General features: G+C 67.7%; 17 protein-coding genes. 9 read left to right on the plus strand and 8 right to left on the minus strand.

Translation table 11 applies throughout. The annotated features are described in order from the left end of the window. Window positions 1-4: 4 nt before the first annotated feature. On the plus strand, window positions 5-778 hold the full coding sequence (locus AVT10_RS06230) for an ATP-dependent Clp protease proteolytic subunit (protein ID WP_066689428.1): 774 nt from the start codon (window positions 5-7) through the stop codon (window positions 776-778). 201 nt (window positions 779-979) lie between these two features. Here the strand turns inward: AVT10_RS06230 and polA are convergent, their stop codons facing one another. Beyond that, window positions 980-3739, minus strand: a complete 2760-nt coding sequence (polA, locus tag AVT10_RS06235; protein ID WP_066689429.1) for a DNA polymerase I — start codon at window positions 3737-3739, stop codon at window positions 980-982. Between the two features lie 167 nt (window positions 3740-3906). Here polA and chrA point away from each other — a divergent pair, with 167 nt between their 5' ends. Beyond that, on the plus strand, window positions 3907-5085 hold the full coding sequence (gene chrA / locus AVT10_RS06240; protein WP_066689430.1) for a chromate efflux transporter: 1179 nt from the start codon (window positions 3907-3909) through the stop codon (window positions 5083-5085). A gap of 56 nt (window positions 5086-5141) precedes the next feature. After that, window positions 5142-5636, plus strand: a complete 495-nt coding sequence (locus AVT10_RS06245; RefSeq protein WP_066689431.1) for a TlpA family protein disulfide reductase — start codon at window positions 5142-5144, stop codon at window positions 5634-5636. 242 nt (window positions 5637-5878) lie between these two features. Here AVT10_RS06245 and typA read toward each other — a convergent pair whose 3' ends face one another. Beyond that, a complete protein-coding gene (gene typA, locus AVT10_RS06250) occupies window positions 5879-7720 on the minus strand; it encodes a translational GTPase TypA (protein ID WP_066689432.1) in 1842 nt (613 codons plus the stop codon). Between the two features lie 382 nt (window positions 7721-8102). Here typA and AVT10_RS06255 point away from each other — a divergent pair, with 382 nt between their 5' ends. Together AVT10_RS06255 and AVT10_RS06260 are read left to right on the plus strand one after the other, a co-directional pair. Then, window positions 8103-9296 (plus strand): toxic anion resistance protein, encoded by a 1194-nt coding sequence (locus tag AVT10_RS06255; RefSeq protein ID WP_066689433.1) that lies wholly within the window; start codon window positions 8103-8105, stop codon window positions 9294-9296. A gap of 4 nt (window positions 9297-9300) precedes the next feature. Further along, window positions 9301-9999, plus strand: coding sequence for a hypothetical protein (locus AVT10_RS06260; RefSeq protein WP_066689434.1), 699 nt, complete (start codon window positions 9301-9303; stop codon window positions 9997-9999). 557 nt (window positions 10000-10556) lie between these two features. On the opposite strand, the gene AVT10_RS06265 is transcribed toward AVT10_RS06260, so the two are convergent. The 5 genes from AVT10_RS06265 to AVT10_RS06285 form a co-directional block, all read right to left on the minus strand. Further along, a complete protein-coding gene (locus AVT10_RS06265) occupies window positions 10557-11303 on the minus strand; it encodes an energy transducer TonB (RefSeq protein ID WP_232307900.1) in 747 nt (248 codons plus the stop codon). Between the two features lie 147 nt (window positions 11304-11450). Next, a complete protein-coding gene (locus AVT10_RS06270; protein WP_066689435.1) occupies window positions 11451-12236 on the minus strand; it encodes an inositol monophosphatase family protein in 786 nt (261 codons plus the stop codon). After that, window positions 12229-13575, minus strand: a complete 1347-nt coding sequence (locus AVT10_RS06275; protein WP_066689436.1) for a TldD/PmbA family protein — start codon at window positions 13573-13575, stop codon at window positions 12229-12231. Before AVT10_RS06275 ends, AVT10_RS06270 begins: the two co-directional genes overlap by 8 nt. A 38-nt stretch (window positions 13576-13613) precedes the next feature. Then, the gene (ubiA, locus tag AVT10_RS06280; protein ID WP_066689437.1) at window positions 13614-14534 is read right to left on the minus strand and encodes a 4-hydroxybenzoate octaprenyltransferase; all 921 of its coding nucleotides are present in this window, start codon (window positions 14532-14534) and stop codon (window positions 13614-13616) included. 45 nt (window positions 14535-14579) lie between these two features. Next, entirely contained in the window at window positions 14580-14786 is a 207-nt protein-coding gene (locus AVT10_RS06285) for a hypothetical protein (RefSeq protein ID WP_066689438.1), read from the minus strand. Window positions 14787-14884: 98 nt separating this feature from the next. On the opposite strand from AVT10_RS06285, the gene AVT10_RS06290 reads away from it, so the two are divergent. From AVT10_RS06290 to AVT10_RS06305, 4 genes are all read left to right on the plus strand, one after another. Then, window positions 14885-15160, plus strand: a complete 276-nt coding sequence (locus AVT10_RS06290) for a hypothetical protein (protein WP_066689439.1) — start codon at window positions 14885-14887, stop codon at window positions 15158-15160. Continuing rightward, complete coding sequence (locus AVT10_RS06295) at window positions 15160-15474, plus strand: DMT family transporter (RefSeq protein WP_066689440.1); 315 nt, start codon at window positions 15160-15162, stop codon at window positions 15472-15474. The genes AVT10_RS06290 and AVT10_RS06295 overlap by 1 nt, the downstream gene beginning before the upstream one ends. Window positions 15475-15603: 129 nt before the next feature. Then, window positions 15604-16347, plus strand: coding sequence for a 16S rRNA (uracil(1498)-N(3))-methyltransferase (locus tag AVT10_RS06300; RefSeq protein ID WP_066689441.1), 744 nt, complete (start codon window positions 15604-15606; stop codon window positions 16345-16347). A gap of 67 nt (window positions 16348-16414) precedes the next feature. Further along, window positions 16415-17788, plus strand: a complete 1374-nt coding sequence (locus tag AVT10_RS06305) for a glutamate--cysteine ligase (protein ID WP_066689508.1) — start codon at window positions 16415-16417, stop codon at window positions 17786-17788. Window positions 17789-17873: 85 nt separating this feature from the next. On the opposite strand, the gene AVT10_RS06310 is transcribed toward AVT10_RS06305, so the two are convergent. Next, window positions 17874-19193 carry a methyltransferase family protein gene (locus AVT10_RS06310; RefSeq protein ID WP_066689442.1) on the minus strand — a complete coding sequence of 440 codons (1320 nt, stop codon included), beginning with the start codon at window positions 19191-19193 and terminating at the stop codon, window positions 17874-17876. Window positions 19194-19218 lie beyond the last annotated feature (25 nt).

Genomic DNA, 19218 nt, shown 5'->3' on the forward strand with positions numbered 1-19218 from the left:
CGGCATGTCGATCGCCGCATCGCTGGCGCTGCTGATCGCGGCGACCGGGTCGCCATGGGGCGAGGCGACGGGTTCCTTTCGCATCACCCCGGTCGATGCCGCCACCGTGCGGATCAGCGGGCTGATCCGTCCGGGGGATGCCGCTGCGCTCGAACGGCATCTGACGGACAAAGTGCAACGAGTCGTCATCAATTCGGCGGGCGGCGAAGCGGAAACCGCGCTGGCGATGGCCGGAATGGTCGAGGCGCGCCGTCTGAGCATCGTCGTCGACGGCGTCTGCGCATCGTCGTGCGCCAATTATCTGTTCGCCGCCGCCGCGCACCGAACCATATTACCCGGGGCGCTCGTGCTGTGGCACGGTGCGCCCGACGCGGCGTCGCGAAGCGACATGCATGCGCAGCTACGCACGGCGATGACCGGCGCCGGCGCGACGCCGGACGAGGTGGCGGCGACGATCGCGCGCGAAGATGCCCGACTGAACGGATGGATCGCTGCGCAGGATGCGCTGTACGCCAGACACGGCCTGTCGCCGTCGGTGCTATACCGCCTCAACGATCCAGCGCTTGGACAGCCGGTTCCCCGGCATGTACCGGACGCGGCGGGAGCGACCGACATGCTGCACCTGTCGAACGCCGCACTGCATTGCGCGGGCTTCGTTACCACCGCCGCTTCCGGTGCCACGCCGGTAGACGTCGCGGCACGCAAAATCGGCATGACAGGCGTGCGTATCGTCGCCCTGCCCGGTCTCGAGCGGCTACTGTGCCAGCCACGCCGATAGGGCGAACCCGGCGCTAGAGCGGTTTCCGACCAGATTGGATCGTCGGCACGGAGGGGATTTCGGTTTGGGGCAAGGCGCGAGGAGGGAGCGATGCAGTCGCATCGTAACCGACGAGCAACGCGGCCCCGGCGGGAAATCACCCCGCCGCGAAGCGGGCGCCCGCACGGCGATGACGATGGCTCAATCTGGTCGGAAACCGCTCTAGTGCGCCGCGCCCCAGCTCTTGCCCGTCCCGATCTCCACGCCCAGCGGCACCGACAGCTGCACCACCGGTTCCGCCGCCGTCTCCATCACCTGCCGGATCACCAGCGTCGCCGCCTCGACCAGCCCCTCGGGCAGTTCGAACACCAGTTCGTCGTGCACCTGCAACAGCATCCGCACTTCGGTGAGGCCGGCCTCGGCCAGCGCAGGCCCCATCCGCGCCATCGCCCGCTTGATGATGTCGGCGCTCGTCCCCTGGATCGGCGCGTTGATCGCGGCGCGTTCGGCGCCCTGCCGCTCATGCTGCACCTTCGACTGGATGCGCGGGAAATGCGTCTTGCGCCCGAACAAGGTCGTGGTGAAGCCGGTCGTGCGCACGCTCTGCGTCGTCTCGGCGATATAGCGGTTGATGCCGGGGAAGCGGTCGAAATAGCGATCGATCATCGCCTGCGCCTCGTCCGCGCTCACGTCCAGCCGCCCGGCCAGCCCCCAGCGGCTGATGCCGTAGAGGATCGCGAAGTTGATCGTCTTGGCCCGCCCGCGCGTGTCGCGGTTGACCTCGCCGAACAGCTCCTGCGCGGTGATGCTGTGGATGTCGTCGCCGCGTTCGAACGCCTCGCGCAGCTGCGGTACGTCGGCGATATGCGCCGCCAGCCGCAGCTCGATCTGCGAATAGTCGGCCGCCAGGATGACATTGCCCGGCTCGGCCACGAACGCATCGCGGATCTGCCGGCCGACCTCGGTGCGGATCGGGATGTTCTGCAGATTGGGATCGGTCGACGACAGCCGTCCCGTCTGCGCACCGGTCAGGCTGTACGACGTATGCACCCGCCCGGTCGCCGGGTTGATCTGCGCCTGCAACGCATCGGTATAGGTGCTTTTCAGCTTGGACAGTTGCCGCCAGTCGAGCACCTTCGCCGCGATCGCCGCGCCGGGCGAATCCTTGTCGGCGGCGATCCGTTCCAGTTCGTTGACGTCGGTGGAATAGACCCCTGACTTGCCCTTGCGCCCGCCCTTGATGCCCAGCGTCACGAACAGCACGTCGCCCAACTGCTTCGGTGACCCGATGGTGAACTTCGTCCCCGCCAGCTCGTGGATTTCGGTTTCCAGTGCCGCAATGCGGGCGGAGAAATCCTCCGACAGCTTGGCCAGCACGCCGGCATCGACCTTGATCCCGGCCTGCTCCATGTCGGCGATCACCCGCACCAGCGGCCGGTCGACCATCTCGTACACCCGCGTCGCCGACTCATAAGGCAGCCGCGGCTTGAACCGCCGCCACAGCCGGAGCGTCACATCGGCATCCTCGGCGGCATAGCGGGTGGCGGTCTTCAGGTCGATCTCGCCAAAGCCGATCTGCTTCTTCCCCGTCCCCACCACGTCCTTGTACGCGATGCAGCTATGCTGGAGATGCGTCGCGGCCAGTTCGTCCATGCCATGCCCGTGCAACCCGGCGTCGAGCGCAAAGCTCATGACGATCGTGTCGTCATAGGGCGCGACGGTCAGCCCGGCGCGCGCCAGCACGATCATGTCGTACTTCAGGTTATGGCCGATTTTCAGGACGCTCTCGTCCTCGAACAACGGCTTCAACGTCGCCAGCACCGCCTCGCGCGACAGCTGTTCCGGCTTCTCCGCGAACATGTCGGTCCCGCCGTGGCCGATCGGAATATAGCAGGCGAGGTTCGGGTGCAGCGCCATGCTCACGCCGACCAGCTCTGCCCGCGTCGCGTCCAGACCCGTCGTCTCGGTATCGATCGCCACCCAGCCCTGATGCCGCGCGACCTGCACCCAGCGGTCGAGCGCCTCCTGCGTCACCACCGTCTCGTATGCGTCATGATCGCAGGCCGGCTCGTCGTCCTGCGCCACCGGCGCGGCGGGCGTCTCAACCGGCGTATCGGCAACCTGGCCGAGCTTGGTCAGCAACGTGCGGAACCCGTGATGTTCGAGGAACGCGCGCAGCGGCGCCTCCGGAATCCCCTGCAATTCCAGCGCGTCGAGCGGTTCGGGCAGCCCGCCATCGCATTTCAGCGTCACCAGCACCTTCGACAGCCGCGCATTGTCGGCATGGTCGATCAGGTTGTCGCGCAGCTTGCCCTTCTTCATCTCGGGCGCCGCGGCGAGGACGGCTTCAAGGTCGCCATGCTCGTTGATGAGCTTGGCGGCGGTCTTCGGCCCGACCCCCGGCACGCCCGGCACATTGTCGACGCTGTCGCCCATCAGCGCCAGCACGTCGCCCAATTTGTTCGGGGTCACGCCGAACTTCTCGACCACATGGTCCGGCCCCAGCGTCCGGTTGTTCATCGTGTCGAGCATGTCGACCGACGGGTCGGTCATCAGCTGCATCAGATCCTTGTCGGAACTGACGATGGTCACCGCCCAGCCCTGCGCCAGCGCCGCCTGCGTATAACAGGCGATGATGTCGTCGGCCTCCAGCCCCTCTTCCTCAATGCACGGCAGGCTGAACGCCCGCGTCGCATCGCGGATCATCGGGAACTGGGGCACCAGGTCCTCGGGCGGCGGCGGCCGATGCGCTTTATACTGATCGTACAGGTCGTTGCGGAACGTCTTCGACGATTTGTCAAGGATGACCGCCATGTGCGTCGGCCCATCCGCCTTGTGCAGCGCATCGGCCAGCTTCCACAGCATGGTGGTATAGCCATAGACCGCCCCCACCGGCTCGCCATGCTGGTTGGTCAGCGGCGGCAGCCGGTGATAGGCGCGAAAGATATAGCCGGAGCCGTCGACGAGATAGAGATGGGGCATGGGCGGGAGATAGCAGCGCGGGCGGGGCTGCGCGAGGGGGCGATCTTGACTTCGTTGCCCGGTCGGTGTGCAATTCCGCCTACGGGCAATGCGGACGCCCGTTCAGACGCCTGCGTCCAAGTTCCGCTCCACCGGCCGCGTTCGCGCGGCCTTGGGAGCGTTCGTTCATGGAAATTGCCGCACCGTCCCGTCCGCCGTCGATCGGCTTGATACCACTATTCTGCAAATTCCTGCGCTTCGGCTGTCTCGCCTTTGGCGGCCCGGTCGCGCAGATCGCGATGTTGCGGCAGGCGCTGGTCGAGGAAGAACGCTGGATCGACAAGGGCCGGTTCAATCGGCTGCTCGCCGTGCTGCAAATCCTGCCCGGGCCCGAAGCCCACGAACTCTGCGTCCATTTCGGCGTGCTGGCGCGCGGGCGGATCGGCGGGCTGCTCGCCGGCCTCGGTTTCATGCTGCCCGGCTTCTGCCTGATGCTGCTGGTCGGCTGGCTGTACGTCACCGTCGTGCAGGGCAGCGTGGCGCTCGGAGGCCTGCTGCTCGGCATCCAGGTCGCGATCCTCGCCGTCATCCTGCGTGCCGTCATGCGGATCGGTCAGCATGTCGTGGAGGATCGGCTGCTGGCGCTGATCGCGCTGGCGGCGGTCGCCGCGACGCTGGGCCGGGTGCCGTTCTGGATCCCGTTGCTGGCTGGCGGCGCCGTCTATGCAATGAAGCACCGCCCGCCGCTTGCGCTCGCGATCGGACTTGCCGGCATCGCCGCCGCCGTTGCCAGCCTCTCCATCGCCCCGCCCACCCCTGCCGCAGCGTCGGTCCAGCCGCTCACGGTCGTCGCGCTCTTCATCGCCGGGTTGAAAGGTGGCCTGCTGACCTTTGGCGGGGCCTATACCGCCATCCCCTATGTCCGTGCCGATACGGTCGGCCGTGGCTGGATCGGCGATGCGGCGTTCCTAGACGGGGTCGCCTTCGCCAATGTCATTCCCGCGCCGCTGGTCATCTTCGCGACCTTCGTCGGCTTCGTTGCGGGCGGCCTGGCCGGTGCGCTGGCGATCACGCTCGGCATGTTTCTCCCTGCCTTCGCCTTTTCGCTGATCTTCTTCGAACGGCTCGAGCGCGTCGTCGACGCCCCCTCGCTGCGCCATGCGCTGACCGGCGTGGCGGCGGCGGTTGTTGGAATCATCGCCGCGACCTTCGTGCAACTGGCGCTGGTGACCGGCGGGCGGGTCGATCCGCCGGTCGGCGCGGCGCTGTTCGCCGCAGCGCTGGCAATGGCGTGGCGATTGAAGGGAGGCTGGGTGACGCCGACGATCGTCGCGGTCGGCGCGACGGTCGGATGGCTGTTCCTGTGACCGCCGCTTGACCGCCGCCGCGTTCGCGCGATGATGGCGGCAGGGGGGACACGAACATGCCGAACTGGACTCTACCGCTCGCCGCCGCGCTGATCGTCGCGACGCCGGCCGCCGCCAAGGAACTGAAGGTCGGACAGCCTGCGCCGCCGATCGAACTGACGCTGGCCGACGGGACGAAGACCACCATCGCCGAGCATCGCGGCGAGGTCATCCTCGTCAATTTCTGGGCGACCTGGTGCGTGCCGTGCCGCGTCGAGCTGCCGCTGCTCGACGGCTATTACCGTCAGGTCAAGAAACATGGCGCCCGAGTCTTCGCGGTCACCACCGAAGGGTCGGTGCCGATCTACAAGATGAAGGCGCTGTTCGCCGCGCTGGCGATCACCCCGGCCAAGGCGATCAAGGGCATCACCCATGCCCGGCCCGCCGTCCCGACCAACTACATCATCGATCGCCGCGGGATCGTCCGCTACGCCAAGGCCGGCGCGATGGATCTGGACGACCTCAATCGCGAACTGATCCCGTTGCTGCGGGAGCCGGTGCCGGACGCCTGAGGGGCGGTGGGTGTCGAGGCCCGCCGCTTAAGGCGATAGCTCACCCCGATCGTCACCCCGGGCTTGACCCGGGGTCCCGCTTCTTCTCGAGAGCGCCGCAACCGCCCGTCGCCGAACGACAAACCGCCCCGGAATCGCTTCCGGGGCGGCTTTCGTTTCCGGTGGCCCGACGTGGCAAAGCCACGTCGTCGGTCCTTGCCTTCCGCAAGGCCGGCCGGGCGAGCCTTGAGGCTCGGCCGAGCTTACGCTGCGGCCTTGGCCCGGCTCGCCTTCTTCCGCTCGTGCGGGTCCAGGTGCCGCTTGCGCAGACGGATGTTCTTCGGCGTCACCTCGACCATCTCGTCATCGTCGATATAGGCGATCGCCTGTTCCAGCGTCATCTTCTTCGGCGGGGTCAGGCGGATCGCGTCGTCCTTGCCGCCCGATGCGCGGAAGTTCGTCAGCTGCTTCGCCTTCATCGGATTGACCTCGAGGTCGTCCGTCTTGGCGTTCTCGCCGATGATCATGCCCTCGTACAGCGCTTCGCCATGCCCGACGAACAGGATGCCGCGTTCCTCGAGCGGACCCAGCGCATAGCCCTGCGCTTCGCCGGCACCGTTCGAGATCAGCACGCCGTTCTTACGGCCTTCGATCTGGCCCTTGTGCGGACCGTACTTCTCGAACAGCCGGTTCATGATGCCGGTGCCGCGCGTGTCCGACAGGAACTCGCCGTGATAGCCGATCAGGCCGCGCGACGGTGCCGAGAAGGTGATGCGCGTCTTGCCGCCACCCGACGGGCGCATGTCGGTCATCTCGGCCTTGCGCTGGTTCATCTTGTCGACGACCGTGCCCGAGAACTCCTCGTCCACGTCGATCACGACGGTTTCGTACGGCTCGGTCTTGTTGCCCTGCTCGTCGGTGCCGAACAGCACGCGCGGACGCGAAATGCCCAGTTCGAACCCTTCGCGGCGCATCGTTTCGATCAGCACGCCCAGCTGCAATTCGCCGCGGCCGGCGACTTCGAAGCTGTCGCGGTCGTCGGCTTCGGTGACCTTCACCGCCACGTTCGATTCCGCTTCGCGCATCAGGCGGTCGCGGATCATGCGGCTGGTGACCTTGGTGCCCTCACGCCCCGCCATCGGCGAATCGTTCACCGCGAAACGCATCGACAGCGTCGGCGGATCGATCGGCTGCGCCTTCAGCGGCACGCTGACCGACGTATCGGCGATGGTGTTGGCGACGGTCGCGACGGTGAGACCCGCCAGCGAAATGATGTCGCCCGCCTTCGCCTCGTCGACCGGCACGCGCTCCAGCCCGCGGAACGCCATGATCTTCGACGCGCGGCCGGTTTCGATCACGTTGCCGTAATTGTCGAGCGCGTGGATCGGCTGGTTCAGCTTCACCGTGCCCGAATTGACGCGGCCGGTCAGGATGCGGCCGAGGAAGTTGTCGCGGTCGAGCAGCGTCACCAGGAAGGTGAACGGCGCATCGACGTCGAGCGCGGGCGGCGGGACATGGCTGACGATCGTCTCGAACATCGGCTGCAGCGTGCCTTCGCGCGCATCCATGTCGGTCGAGGCATAGCCGTTGCGGCCCGACGCATAGAGCACCGGGAAATCCAGCTGTTCGTCATTCGCGTCAAGCGACACGAACAGGTCGAACACCTCGTCCAGCACTTCCTGGATGCGCGCGTCGCTGCGGTCGACCTTGTTGACCACGACGATCGGCTTCAGGCCCAGCGCCAGCGCCTTGCCGGTCACGAACTTCGTCTGCGGCATCGCGCCTTCCGACGAATCGACCAGCAGCACGACGCCGTCGACCATCGACAGGATGCGCTCGACCTCGCCACCGAAATCGGCGTGGCCGGGGGTGTCGACGATGTTGATCCGCACCGGTTCGCCACCCGCCGGCGGCACCCATTCGACCGAGGTCGGCTTGGCGAGAATGGTGATCCCGCGTTCCTTTTCGAGGTCGTTCGAGTCCATCGCGCGTTCCTCGACGCGCTGATTGTCGCGGAACGTGCCGGACTGACGGAACAACTGATCGACGAGCGTGGTTTTGCCGTGATCGACGTGGGCGATGATCGCCACGTTGCGAAGGCTCATGGTATTTCCTGGATACTGCGGGAGTGCAATTGGCCGCGCGCTTAGCGTATTTCGCGCCAAACCGGAAGACCCCTGCTTGTTGCGTTGCGGCATGGGACAAGAAGAAGATGGTTCACGCGAAGGCGCGGAGGCGCGGAGGGGTGCGCCTGGCTCCAAGCTCACCCGCGCCAGCGGCCTCGTCTCCATCGGTTCAGCGAGCGAAGGCGTCTCCCGGTCGCGGGCGTTTTCCCGGTACGAAACCCCTCCGCGCCTCCGCGCCTTCGCGTGAACCAACCTTCTTCCTGCCTGCCGACCTTGCACCCCCAACGTGTATTACATAAATAGGACAGTTGAACGATACCGTGTTCGCATGGCATCAACCGGCGGACGACGTGGAGGAAATATGGCAACGCAGACGACCGAAGAGCCAGCACTGGTGCTGACCCCGCCAGATCCGGTGCCGACCGTCGCCCCGGCCAAGGCCGCCGGGCTGGTCCCGGTCGACGATACCAAGCGCACCGAACTCCAGCGCCGCGTCGACGACTTCATCGATCAGCTGGTCGCCCAGGACGCGAACTCGCCCGAATTCGGCAAGCGGGTCGATGCGATCAGCAACCTGGGCGCACGCGAAATCCGCGAGGCCGCCGGCCAGTCGAACCGCTTCCTCGACCGCCCCGTAAAGGCGATGGACCAGGAATCGGGCGTCGGCGCCGATCTGGCGCAACTGCGCCGCACGATCGAGGACCTCGATCCCGGCCGGCAGGGCAATCTGCTCGAACCCAAAAAGCTGTTCGGCATGATCCCGTTCGGCAACAAGGTCCGCGACTATTTCGACGGGTACAAGTCCGCGCAGAGCCACATCGCCTCGATCCTCAAGCGGCTCCAGTCCGGCAAGGACGAGCTGTTGATGGACAATGCCGCCATCGACACCGAACGCGCGAACCTGTGGACCGCGATGGGCCGCCTCGAACAGATGATCTATCTGTCGCAGGAGATGGACGGCAAGCTGGAGGAAAAGGCCAACGAGCTGGACCACACCGACCCGGCCAAGGCCAAGGCGATCCGCGAAACCGCGCTCTTCTACGTCCGCCAGCGGTCGCAGGACCTGCTGACCCAGATGGCGGTGACGGTACAGGGCTATCTCGCACTCGACTTGGTCAAGAAGAACAATGTCGAGCTGGTGAAGGGCGTCGACCGCGCCAGCACCACGACGGTCGGCGCGTTGCGCACCGCGGTGACGGTCGCGCAGGCGCTGACCAACCAGAAGCTGGTGCTCGAACAGATCACCGCACTCAACACCACCACCGCCAATATCATCGATTCCACCGGCAAGCTGCTGCGGTCGCAGACCGCGACGATCCACGAACAGGCCGCCGCCTCGACCATTCCGGTCGAAGTGCTCCAGCGTGCCTTCCAGAATGTTTATGACACGATGGACGCGATCGACACCTTCAAGCTGAAGGCGCTGGATTCGATGAAGACCACCATCGGCACCCTGTCCAACGAGGTCGAGAAGTCGAAGGGCTATATCGCCCGGGCCGAGGGCGCGTCGCAAAATGCGCAGGGCGGCGAAACCTTCAAGCTGGAGGCGATGTAACGCGATGTCGCGCAGCGACGAGGTCCTCGAACGCGCCAGCTTGACGCTCGAACGCGCCCGCGAACGCCACGGCGCCGTAGCCCCCCGCGCCCGGCGCAGGCGCGAGGCGGAGGTCCTGCGCCGCCTCGGCCGCATCGCTGCGGCCGATGGCGCGATCATCCTCGCCGCCCTGGTCATCGGCTGGTTCGTGCCGCTGGGTCTGGGCGGCGCGATGATCGTCATGGCGCTGCTGATCGCCGCGACCGCGCTGTTCGCGCTGATGCCGGTCACCCGCGAAGTCGCCGTCGAGCAACTGGGTCAGGCCCCGATCAAGTCGCTCCCCGCCCAGACCGAACTCTGGCTCGCCACCCAACGCCCCGCCCTCCCCGCGCCCGCCATCACACTGGCCGACGCGATCGGCGTCAAGCTAGACACGCTCTCGGCGCAGCTCGCCACCCTGCCCGACGACGAACCGGCGGCGGCCGAAGTCCGCAAGCTGGTCGGCGAGCAACTCCCCGAACTGGTCCGCGGCTACCGGCGCGTCCCCGAACCGCTCCGCCGCGTCGAACGCAACGGCCGCACCCCGGACCAGCAACTGGTCGACGGGTTGAAGATCATCGACAGCGAAATCGCCGCGATGACGCAACAACTGGCCCAAGGCGACCTCGACAGCCTCGCGACGCGCGAGCGGTTTCTGCAGATCAAGTATCAGGGCGAGGAATAGGCCGGAACGTCCTCTCCACCTCCATCGTCACCCCGGGCTTGACCCGGGGTCCCGCTTCTTGTCCGACCGCAGGTAAAAGCGGACCGGCATCCAGTCAGAACGGACGAAATCGACCCCGTCGTCCGACGCGGTTGAATCCGGCCGACCTCAAACGGCACCGTTTGTGCTGAGTAGGGACTGAGCGAAGTCGAAGGCCCGTATCGAAGCACTTGGTAAGCGGTCCCTAGGCACGAACGCTTCAACCTCAGGTCATAGTGCTCCAGCCGCCTACTCGGGCCAGTACCAACCCCGGCCGCGGCCCCGTCATTCCCGCGAAGGCGGGAAGCCATACACGCCGACATCGGCGATGGAACCACGGCCGCAGCGTCTATCGATCCCGCCTTCGCGGGAATGACGCCAGATACCCAGAAACCATTTTCCTACACCGCCCGAACCGCCCTACCCTCCGTGCGGCTCTTTCCCACCGTCGATCCAACACCTCCGCCACATGCGAATGCTACGCAACAACGCAAACACGTCACTAGTGTGAACTTAGTGAACTTTGGCGCGAATCCGCGCTATTCGCGGTCGCGTTCCACGTCCCAATAATGGCGCTGCACCATCACCGACGGCACCGGCCGCCCCCGCCCGTCGAGCGAGGGTCGGAACCGGAAGGCACGCTCGACCTGCCGGCAGGTCGCGGCATCGATCGCGCGATTGCCGCTAGAGCGCATGATCTGGCACTCGCTCGCCCGCCCGTTGACCTCGACGATATAGCGCACCTCGACCGAGCCTTCGAAGCCATATTCCTCCAGCTCGCGCGGCAGCCGCGCGCCCTGCAACGACCCGCCGATCTGCTCGGGCGGCGTATCGCCCCCGCCGCTCCCGTCGCCATCGCCCTCGCCACCGCTACCCAAGCCATCGCCGACCCCGCCGGCCCCGGTCCCCGGCCCGACCGTATCGGTCGCGCCTGACGATGCGTCATTCCCTGGCCCGGCGACCGGTGCGGTGACGACCGGCGGCGGCACCGGCAGCGGCACGACGGGCGGCGTGGCGACGATCTCGGTCGCCTTGGACCGGATATTGGGCGGCGCGGCACGTCCCTCCGGCCGCCCCTGCCGCACGACCTGCGGCACCGGTGGCGGGGGCGGCGGATCGGGTGGCGGCGGCAGGATGTCGAACGTCGCCAACGCACTCTGCGCCGTCCGCGTGACGTCCACCCCCAGCCCGACGATCAGCGCCCAGCCAAGCAGCACGTGCAGGCCGACCGTCACGGCCATCGCGCCGATACGGCTCCGGTCGGGAAGGGTCGTGGTCATCGCCATGATGCTGGCACAACGCCGATGAATGGCGGCTGATCCGTTCCTCGCCCACGGTCGGCGTATCCCCGCGAAGGCGGGGATCCAGAGCCGCAAGCGCTACCGTCGCGTTCCTGATCCTGGATCCCCGCCTTCGCGGGGATACGGCCGAGCCTACCTTTTCCCCAACGCCACGATCGCCCGGTCCCTCAACCGCTCCACCGCCGCACCATGGATGCCCGGCGCCGCCGCCATCACCCCGAAGAACTGTGGCCGTGCCTGGTTAAAGCGCAGCTTCCGCCCGATCGCATCGGTCACCGTCGCCCCCGCCTCGCGCGCGATCAGGATGCTCGCCGCCACGTCCCACTCGTTTCCCCAGCGAAGCGTCGCCAGGAAATCCGCCTCCCCGCTCGCCACCATCGCCATGCGCAGCGCGATCGAATTGGGCTTGGCGACCATCAACAGGTCGCGGTCCGCCTTGGGCAGCGCGTCGACCGGGGTCCGGCTGCCGGCGAAGTCGACGCGCGGGCTGACCGCCAGCCGCTCGCCGTTCATCCGCGCCCCCTGCCCCGCCGCCGCCGTCCAGCGCTGCCGCCGGACCGGCGCGTCCAGCACCCCCAGCACCGGCTGGCAATCCTCGATCAGCGCGACCGATACCGCCCATCCGTCGCGCCCGCGAATATAGTCGCGGGTGCCGTCGATCGGATCGACGATCCACACCTGCCGCCGCGCCAGCCGGCTCGCATCATCGGCCGTCTCCTCCGACAGCCAGCCCGCCTCGGGCAGCAGCGCGGACAGCCGCTCGCGCAGCAGCCGGTCGACGGTCAGGTCGATCTCGCATACCGGATTACCCGGCGCCTTTTCCCATGTCTGGAAATCACCAAGCCAGCTGGCCAGCGCCAGCGCCGCCGCCTCCCCCGCAATCGCGGTTACCTCGTCTAGCAGCGCCGCCTCAGCCACCCGCCACCGTCATGCCATCGACCCGGATCGTCGGCACATTGACACCCTGCCGATGCTCCAGATCACCCGCCGCACGCATCGACAGCAGCATCGGGCGCAGATTGCCGGCGATGGTGATGCCCGACACCGGCCGCGTGATCTCACCCTTTTCGATCAGGAAGCCCGACGCCCCGCGGCTGTAATCGCCGGTGACGCCGTTCACCCCCTGCCCGATCAATTCGGTCAGCAGGACGCCGCGCTCGACATCCTCGATCAACGCCGCGACGCTGCCGCTGCCCCCGGCCAGATGGACGTTGCCCGTCGTCACACCCGGCGGACCGCTCAAGCCCCGCGAGGCATGGCCGGTCGGCTCCAGCCCCAGCTGCCGCGCCGACGCGCTGTCGAGCAGCCAGGTCTGAAGCACGCCCCGCTCGACCAGCGCCATCGGCGATACCGCCAGCCCCTCGCCATCGAACGGCCGTGCGCGCAGTCCATGCGGACGGTGCGGATCGTCGATGATCGACAGCCCCTCGGGCAGGATCGCATGGCCGAGATGTTCGCGCAGGAAGCTGGTCCCGCGCGCGATCGACGGGCCAGAAATAGCGCCCAGCACATGGCCGATCAGGCTGCCGCCGACGCGCGGGTCGAACACGACCGGCATCGCCCCGCCATCAATCTTCACCGGGTTCAGCCGCGCGACGGCGCGCTCGCCGGCGCGACGGCCGACCGTCTCCGGCGACTCCAGCATCGTGCGGTGCCGCGCCGAATGATGGGCATGGTCGCGCTGCATGGCGGCACCCTCGCCCGCCAGCACGCTCGCCGAAATGCCGTGGCTGGTGACGGCATAGCCCTGCGCAAAGCCATGGCTGGTCGCCAGCGCGACGATCGCGCGGTTATAGCCGGCCGATCCGCCCTCGGAATTGCTCACCCCCGCGACCGAACGCGCCGCATCCTCCACCGCCAGCGCCGCCTCGCGCAGCACCTGCGGCGGCACCTCGCCACCATCGTCCAGATCGAGCAGCGGCGGCGCGCCGTGCAGCAGCCGTTCGGCCGGCGCGAGGCCCGCCCAACGATCCTCCGGCGCCGCACGCGCCATCGCCACCACCCGCTCGGCAAGGGCCGCGAGGCCGGTCTCGGACAGGTCCGACGTAGAAACGCTGGCCGACCGCTGCCCGACGAACACGCGCAGCCCCAGCTCCGCACCCTCCGACCGGCCGACATCCTCCAACTGCCCCAGCCGGACCGACACCGACAGCGCGGTATCGGCGACGAGGATCGCGTCGGCGGCATCGGCGCCATGGGCACGGGCGCGGGCGATGGCGGATTGGGCGCGGTCGGCGGCGGTCTGGGGATCGAGCATGGGAGCCAGATGGGAAGCCGCTCCCCTCACGGCAACGCTCATGCCGCCTGCCCCACGGTCAACAGGCCGAGGAACAGCAGCAGTCCGGCATCGCGGTTCGACCGGAACCGGCGCAGCGTGTTCGCCCCGTCGTCGGGCCGGAGCGTCGCGACCTGCCACAACAGATGCAGCGCGGCGGGCAGCAGCGCAACCAGCGCCAGCGGCGTCGGGAACACCCGCCACACCGCCCCCGCCCAGCAGGCAATGGCGACGACATAGAGCAGCCCGACGCCCGGCCGCACCCGCGCGCCCATCGCCCGCGCCGACGACCGGACCCCGACCATCGCGTCATCCTCGATATCCTGGCAGGCATAGATGGTGTCATAGCCGATGACCCACGCGATCGCCCCGGCATAGAGGAACAGCAGCGGCGTCCAGTCCGCCACCGCCATCTGCGCCCACGCGACCGGCGCGGCCCAGCTGAACACCATGCCCAGCCACGCCTGCGGCCACCAGGTGATCCGCTTCATGAAGGGGTAGGCGGCGACCAGCACCAGACTGCCGAGCGCCACGATCGCGGCGGTGAAGTTCAGTTGCAGCAGGACGACGAAGCCGATCAGGCTGAGGAACACCAGCCACACCCAAGCCGCCTTCAGCGACACCGCCCCGCTCGCCAGCGGCCGATTGGCGGTCCGTGCCACCTGCCGGTCGAGATCGCGGTCGACGATATCGTTATAGACGCACCCCGCCCCGCGCATCGCGATGCTGCCGAGCAGGAACCATAGCAGCATGTCCCATCGCTCGACCGCGCGACCCGACAGCGCGATCGCCCACGCGCCGGGCCAATAGAGCAGCCACCATCCGATCGGCCGGTCGAACCGCGCCAGCAAGGCAAAGGGTCGCGCCGCGGCGGGCAGGACGGCGATCAGCCCGCGATGTTCGGTATCGGCGACTTGGGTGGCAGGAGCAGGGGACGACATGCCGCCCCTGCTGCCACGGACCGGCCGGCTTGCACAGGGCGAACGTCAACGCTTGGCCGCCGCCTTGGCCTGCCTGCCATAATGATGATGCGCCGCGATGCAGCCGGCGACCGCGCCCAGCTTGCCATGCCCCTTGCCGACCATGTGTCCGGCAACGCCACCCACGACCGCGCCACGGATGCACCCCTTGGCGAAGGCCGGCTGGCCTGCGATCAACGCGACCGGCAGGGCGAACAGAGCAACGAACCGCATGTCCCGTCTCCTTCTATCGAGACGGTATCTACGGCCCGACCCAAGCCTGGGTTGCGTTAAACTTTCGTCATGTCGCCGGGCCCGCTACGGGAGGAGCCATGGACCTCGACCAGCTGCTTCACCATTATTTCGGCACCGCCGATCCCGACACGCTGATCGCTGCCGAACAGGACGCCGCCCGCGAGCGGATGAGCATCGATTTCGGCGTCGAACGCGATCCCTCGCGCCGGTTCGCCTTGTGGACGCTGATGGACGCCTTCGGCTTCGCCCCGCCGCCGGCGCAAGCGTTCGAGAAGGCGCCAGAACTGCGTGCGGCGGCCGAGCGCTATCTCGACGCCGCCTGGCGGGTCGAGCGCGACGGGACGCCCGACTGATGCCATGGGTGCTGCTGACCATCGCCGGCCTGCTGGAGATCGTCTGGGCCTATTATATGAAGCTGTCCGACGGCTTCTCGAAACCCTGGCCGACGCTTGCGACCTTCGTCGCGATGTTCGCCAGCTTCGGCCTGTTGTCGCTGGCGATGAAGCAGCTGCCGCTCGGCACCAGCTATATGGTCTGGACCGGCATCGGCGCCCTGGGCGCCTTCGTGGTCGGCATCGTGATCCTCGGCGAAGCGGTCACCCCGCTGCGCTTGGTCGCGGCGGCGATGCTGCTCGGCGGGCTGGTGCTGATGAAGCTCGCGTCCTGACCGCCCCCGTATCCCCGCGCAGGCGGGGATCCAGGGTAACGGAGCGGGACGTCTGTGGCTCTGGATCCCCGCCTGCGCGGGGATACGGACGTTTGAACCCGAACCCGATCATCTCTAACCCCCGTCTCCATGCCCGCTACCCCCGCCTGGCCGCCCGATTCGTCGCCCCGCCTGTTCGTCGAACAGCCCCTCGCAGAAAGCGCCCGCATCCGCCTCGACGGGGCACAGGCACATTATCTGCTGTCGGTGATGCGCCTGAAGGACGGCGACGTCGTCCGCCTGTTCGACGACACGGCCGGCGAATGGCTTGCCCGCGCCACGGAGGTGCGCAAGCGCGACCTGATCCTCGCCGTCGAGCACCAGATGCGCCCGCGCGAAATCGTCCCCGACCTGTGGCTGTGCATTGCGCCTACCAAGAAGGGCCGCATCGACTGGGTGATCGAAAAGGCGTGCGAGCTGGGCGTCGACCGGATCGTGCCGGTGCTCACCCGGCGGACGGTGGTCGACCGCCTCAACCTCGACCGCCTGCGCGCCCATGCCATCGAAGCGGCCGAGCAATGCGGCCGCACGGCGCTCCCCGCCTTGCTCGAACCGGTGAAGCTGCCCGCGCTGCTACGCGACTGGCCGGCCGAGCGCGCGCTGTTCTTCGCCGACGAGACCGGCGGCGTCCCCGCCTTCGACGCGATGCGCGCCCGCCCCGGCCCGGCAGCGATCCTGATCGGCCCGGAAGGCGGCTTCGACCCGGAGGAGCGCGAACAGGTCCGCGCCCATCCCCAGGCCATCGGCATGGCGCTCGGCCCGCGCATCCTGCGCGCCGAAACCGCGGCGGCGGCGGCGACCGCGTTGTGGATGGCTGCGGCCGGCGACTGGTAGCCGGGCTTTGCCTGTATCAATGACAGCCCCCTAGCGCGGCCCGTCCGTGCGGCGTATGGGCGCGATCATGAGCACGAAGACCGTTTCGGACAGCAACGCAGCGGTCATCGAGGACCGCTCGCAACTGATCGCCTATTTCGCCGGGGGCGAGAAGCCCGCCGAACGCTGGCGCATCGGCACCGAACATGAGAAGTTCGTCTATCGCACCAGCGACCATGCCGCCCCGTCCTATGACGAACCCGGCGGCATCCGCGACCTGCTCGCCGGCCTCGAACGCTTCGGCTGGCGCCCGGTCGAAGAGGGCGGCAAGGTCATCGCGCTGACCGGCAAGGACGGATCGGTCAGCCTCGAACCCGCCGGTCAGTTCGAACTGTCGGGCGCGCCGCTCGAAAACCTGCACCAGACCTGCGCCGAAACCGGCCGCCATCTCGATCAGGTCAAGGCGGTCGGCGACGAACTCGGCCTCGGCTTCCTCGGGCTGGGCATGTGGCCCGACAAGCGCCGCGACGAACTGCCGATCATGCCCAAGGGCCGCTACGGCATCATGCTCAACCACATGCCGCGCGTCGGCAGCATGGGTCTCGACATGATGCTGCGCACCTGCACGATCCAGGTGAACCTCGACTATGCGAGCGAGGCGGACATGGTGCAGAAATTCCGCGTCGGCCTCGCGCTGCAGCCGCTCGCGACCGCGCTGTTCGCCAATTCGCCCTTCACCGACGGCCTGCCCAACGGCCAGCTTTCCTATCGCTCGCACATCTGGTCCGACACCGATCCCGCGCGCACCGGCATGCTGCCCTTCGTATTCGAGGACGGCTTCGGCTACGAACGCTATGCCGACTACGCCCTCGATGTCCCGATGTACTTCGTCTATCGCGACGGCCGCTATATCGACGCCGCCGGCCTGTCGTTCCGCGACTTCCTGAAGGGTGAGCTGTCGGTCCTGCCGGGCGAAAAGCCGACGATGGAGGATTGGGCCGACCATCTCTCCACCGCTTTCCCCGAAGTGCGCCTCAAGACCTTCCTCGAAATGCGTGGTGCCGATGGGGGGCCGTGGGGCCGCATCTGCGCCCTCCCCGCCCTGTGGGTCGGGTTACTCTACGACCAGGGCGCACTCGACGCCGCATGGGATCTGGTGAAGGGCTGGTCGATCGAGGACCGCCAGCGCCTCCGCGACACGGTCCCTGCGCTCGGCCTCGACGCCCCGCTGCCCGGCGGCGGCACCCTGCGCGATGTCGCGGGTGACGTTCTCGACATCGCCAGCCGGGGCCTCAGCGCCCGCCGCCGCCTCAGCGCCTCGGGCGACGACGAAAGCGGCTTCCTCGAACCGCTGCGCGAAGTCGTCCGTTCGGGCAAGGTCCCGGCGCAGGTCCTGCTCGACAAGTTCGCCGGCGAATGGGGTGGCGACCTGTCGAAGGTGTACGGCGAATATAGTTTCTAAGCAGATCCTCCCCGCTTCGCGGGGAGGGGGGACCGTCCGCGCAGCGGATGGTGGATGGGCGACGCCGCAAACGCTCCGCCCGTGGCTAAGTCCCTCGACCATGCTGCGCATGGTCCCCCTCCCCGCGGGGCGGGGAGGAGCTGAACAGCCGTGTCACCAACCCCCGCCGAACCATCCAGTCGCTATACGCCCGGTACACCGGGTCAGCGCCCAGATGCCATTCCTCGGTCTTCGCCCGCCAGTAATAGACCCCGCTGACGACGGCCAGGATCGCGGTACTCCGCGCCGCCGATGTCCAGCTGTCCGCGGTGGTCAGCACCGGAATCGTCGAAATCCACCAGAACAGGTTCTTCGACAGATAGGCCGGGTGCCGGCTGAACGCATAGGGTCCATGCGTCAGGATGCCGCGATGCGTCAGGTTCGAAAACCGCAACCCGAACGCCATCGTCGCCCACGCATAGATCGCGGTCAGCCCTACCAGCACCGCGCCCACGATCCACAACAGCACCGGATAATCGGCCAGCCAATAGGTCCAGTCCGCCGTTCCCGGATGGTAATCCAGCGGTCCGCCATTGGCCATCAGGATGAACGGCGGATAGCAGATCAGCGCCGCCGACCACCCCGCCGCATAGGGCGTAGCGCTGCGGATATGCGTATCGAGCGGCCGCATCGCAAGGATATAGCCCGCCGTCGCGAACGCCACGTCGATCACGAACATGAAGGTGATGAGCCAATTGGCCAAAGGCACCGGCCCGGTCAGCACGGCGGAGCGCTGCGTGCGGATGAACTCGCCGAACCCCGGCGGCACGATGGCGAGCATGAAGGCGAGGAAGAACGCCTTCACCGCCCAGCCGCGCAGATGGTTCCAGATCGCTTGCGCGTCGATCGGCTCGTCAAGATGCATCGCCCACGCGCCCAGCGCCCAGCAACCGTCCTTCGGCTCGACCAGCCGCCGGTCGATCCACAGCATGTACGGGATCGACAGCACGAACAGCGGCACCGCCGCCGCCCCGAACACCCACATCGAAAAGGCGAACCCGCCCTCCCAATAGAACCGCCCGGTGGCATAGATCCCCGCGATTCCGGCCCAGGTGATCCATAGGCCCGCCAGCTTGGTCAGGCTGATCTCGACCGTTTCGCGCCACGGCCGCACGTTGTTCCAGTCGATCCCTGTCGACGGGTTGCGATGCACCTTGTCGACCAGCAGCGACCAGAGCACCATCGGCAGCGCACAGGCGGCGACGTTGGTCAGCGCCGCATAGGGCCCGTCCATCCCGTAATGCCACGCGACCGCGACCCAGGCGAACAATCCGGCCAGCCCGGCCAACCCCACGCCCGACGATACCGCGGATGCCGGACGCCGGTCGGGTTCGGCTTGCAAGGACAAGGAGTTGGGCTGATACATGCGCTATCCGCTACACCCGCGATGG

The organism is Sphingomonas hankookensis, assembly GCF_001619955.1.
In the GTDB taxonomy this organism is placed as follows: Bacteria; Pseudomonadota; Alphaproteobacteria; order Sphingomonadales; family Sphingomonadaceae; genus Sphingomonas; species Sphingomonas hankookensis_A.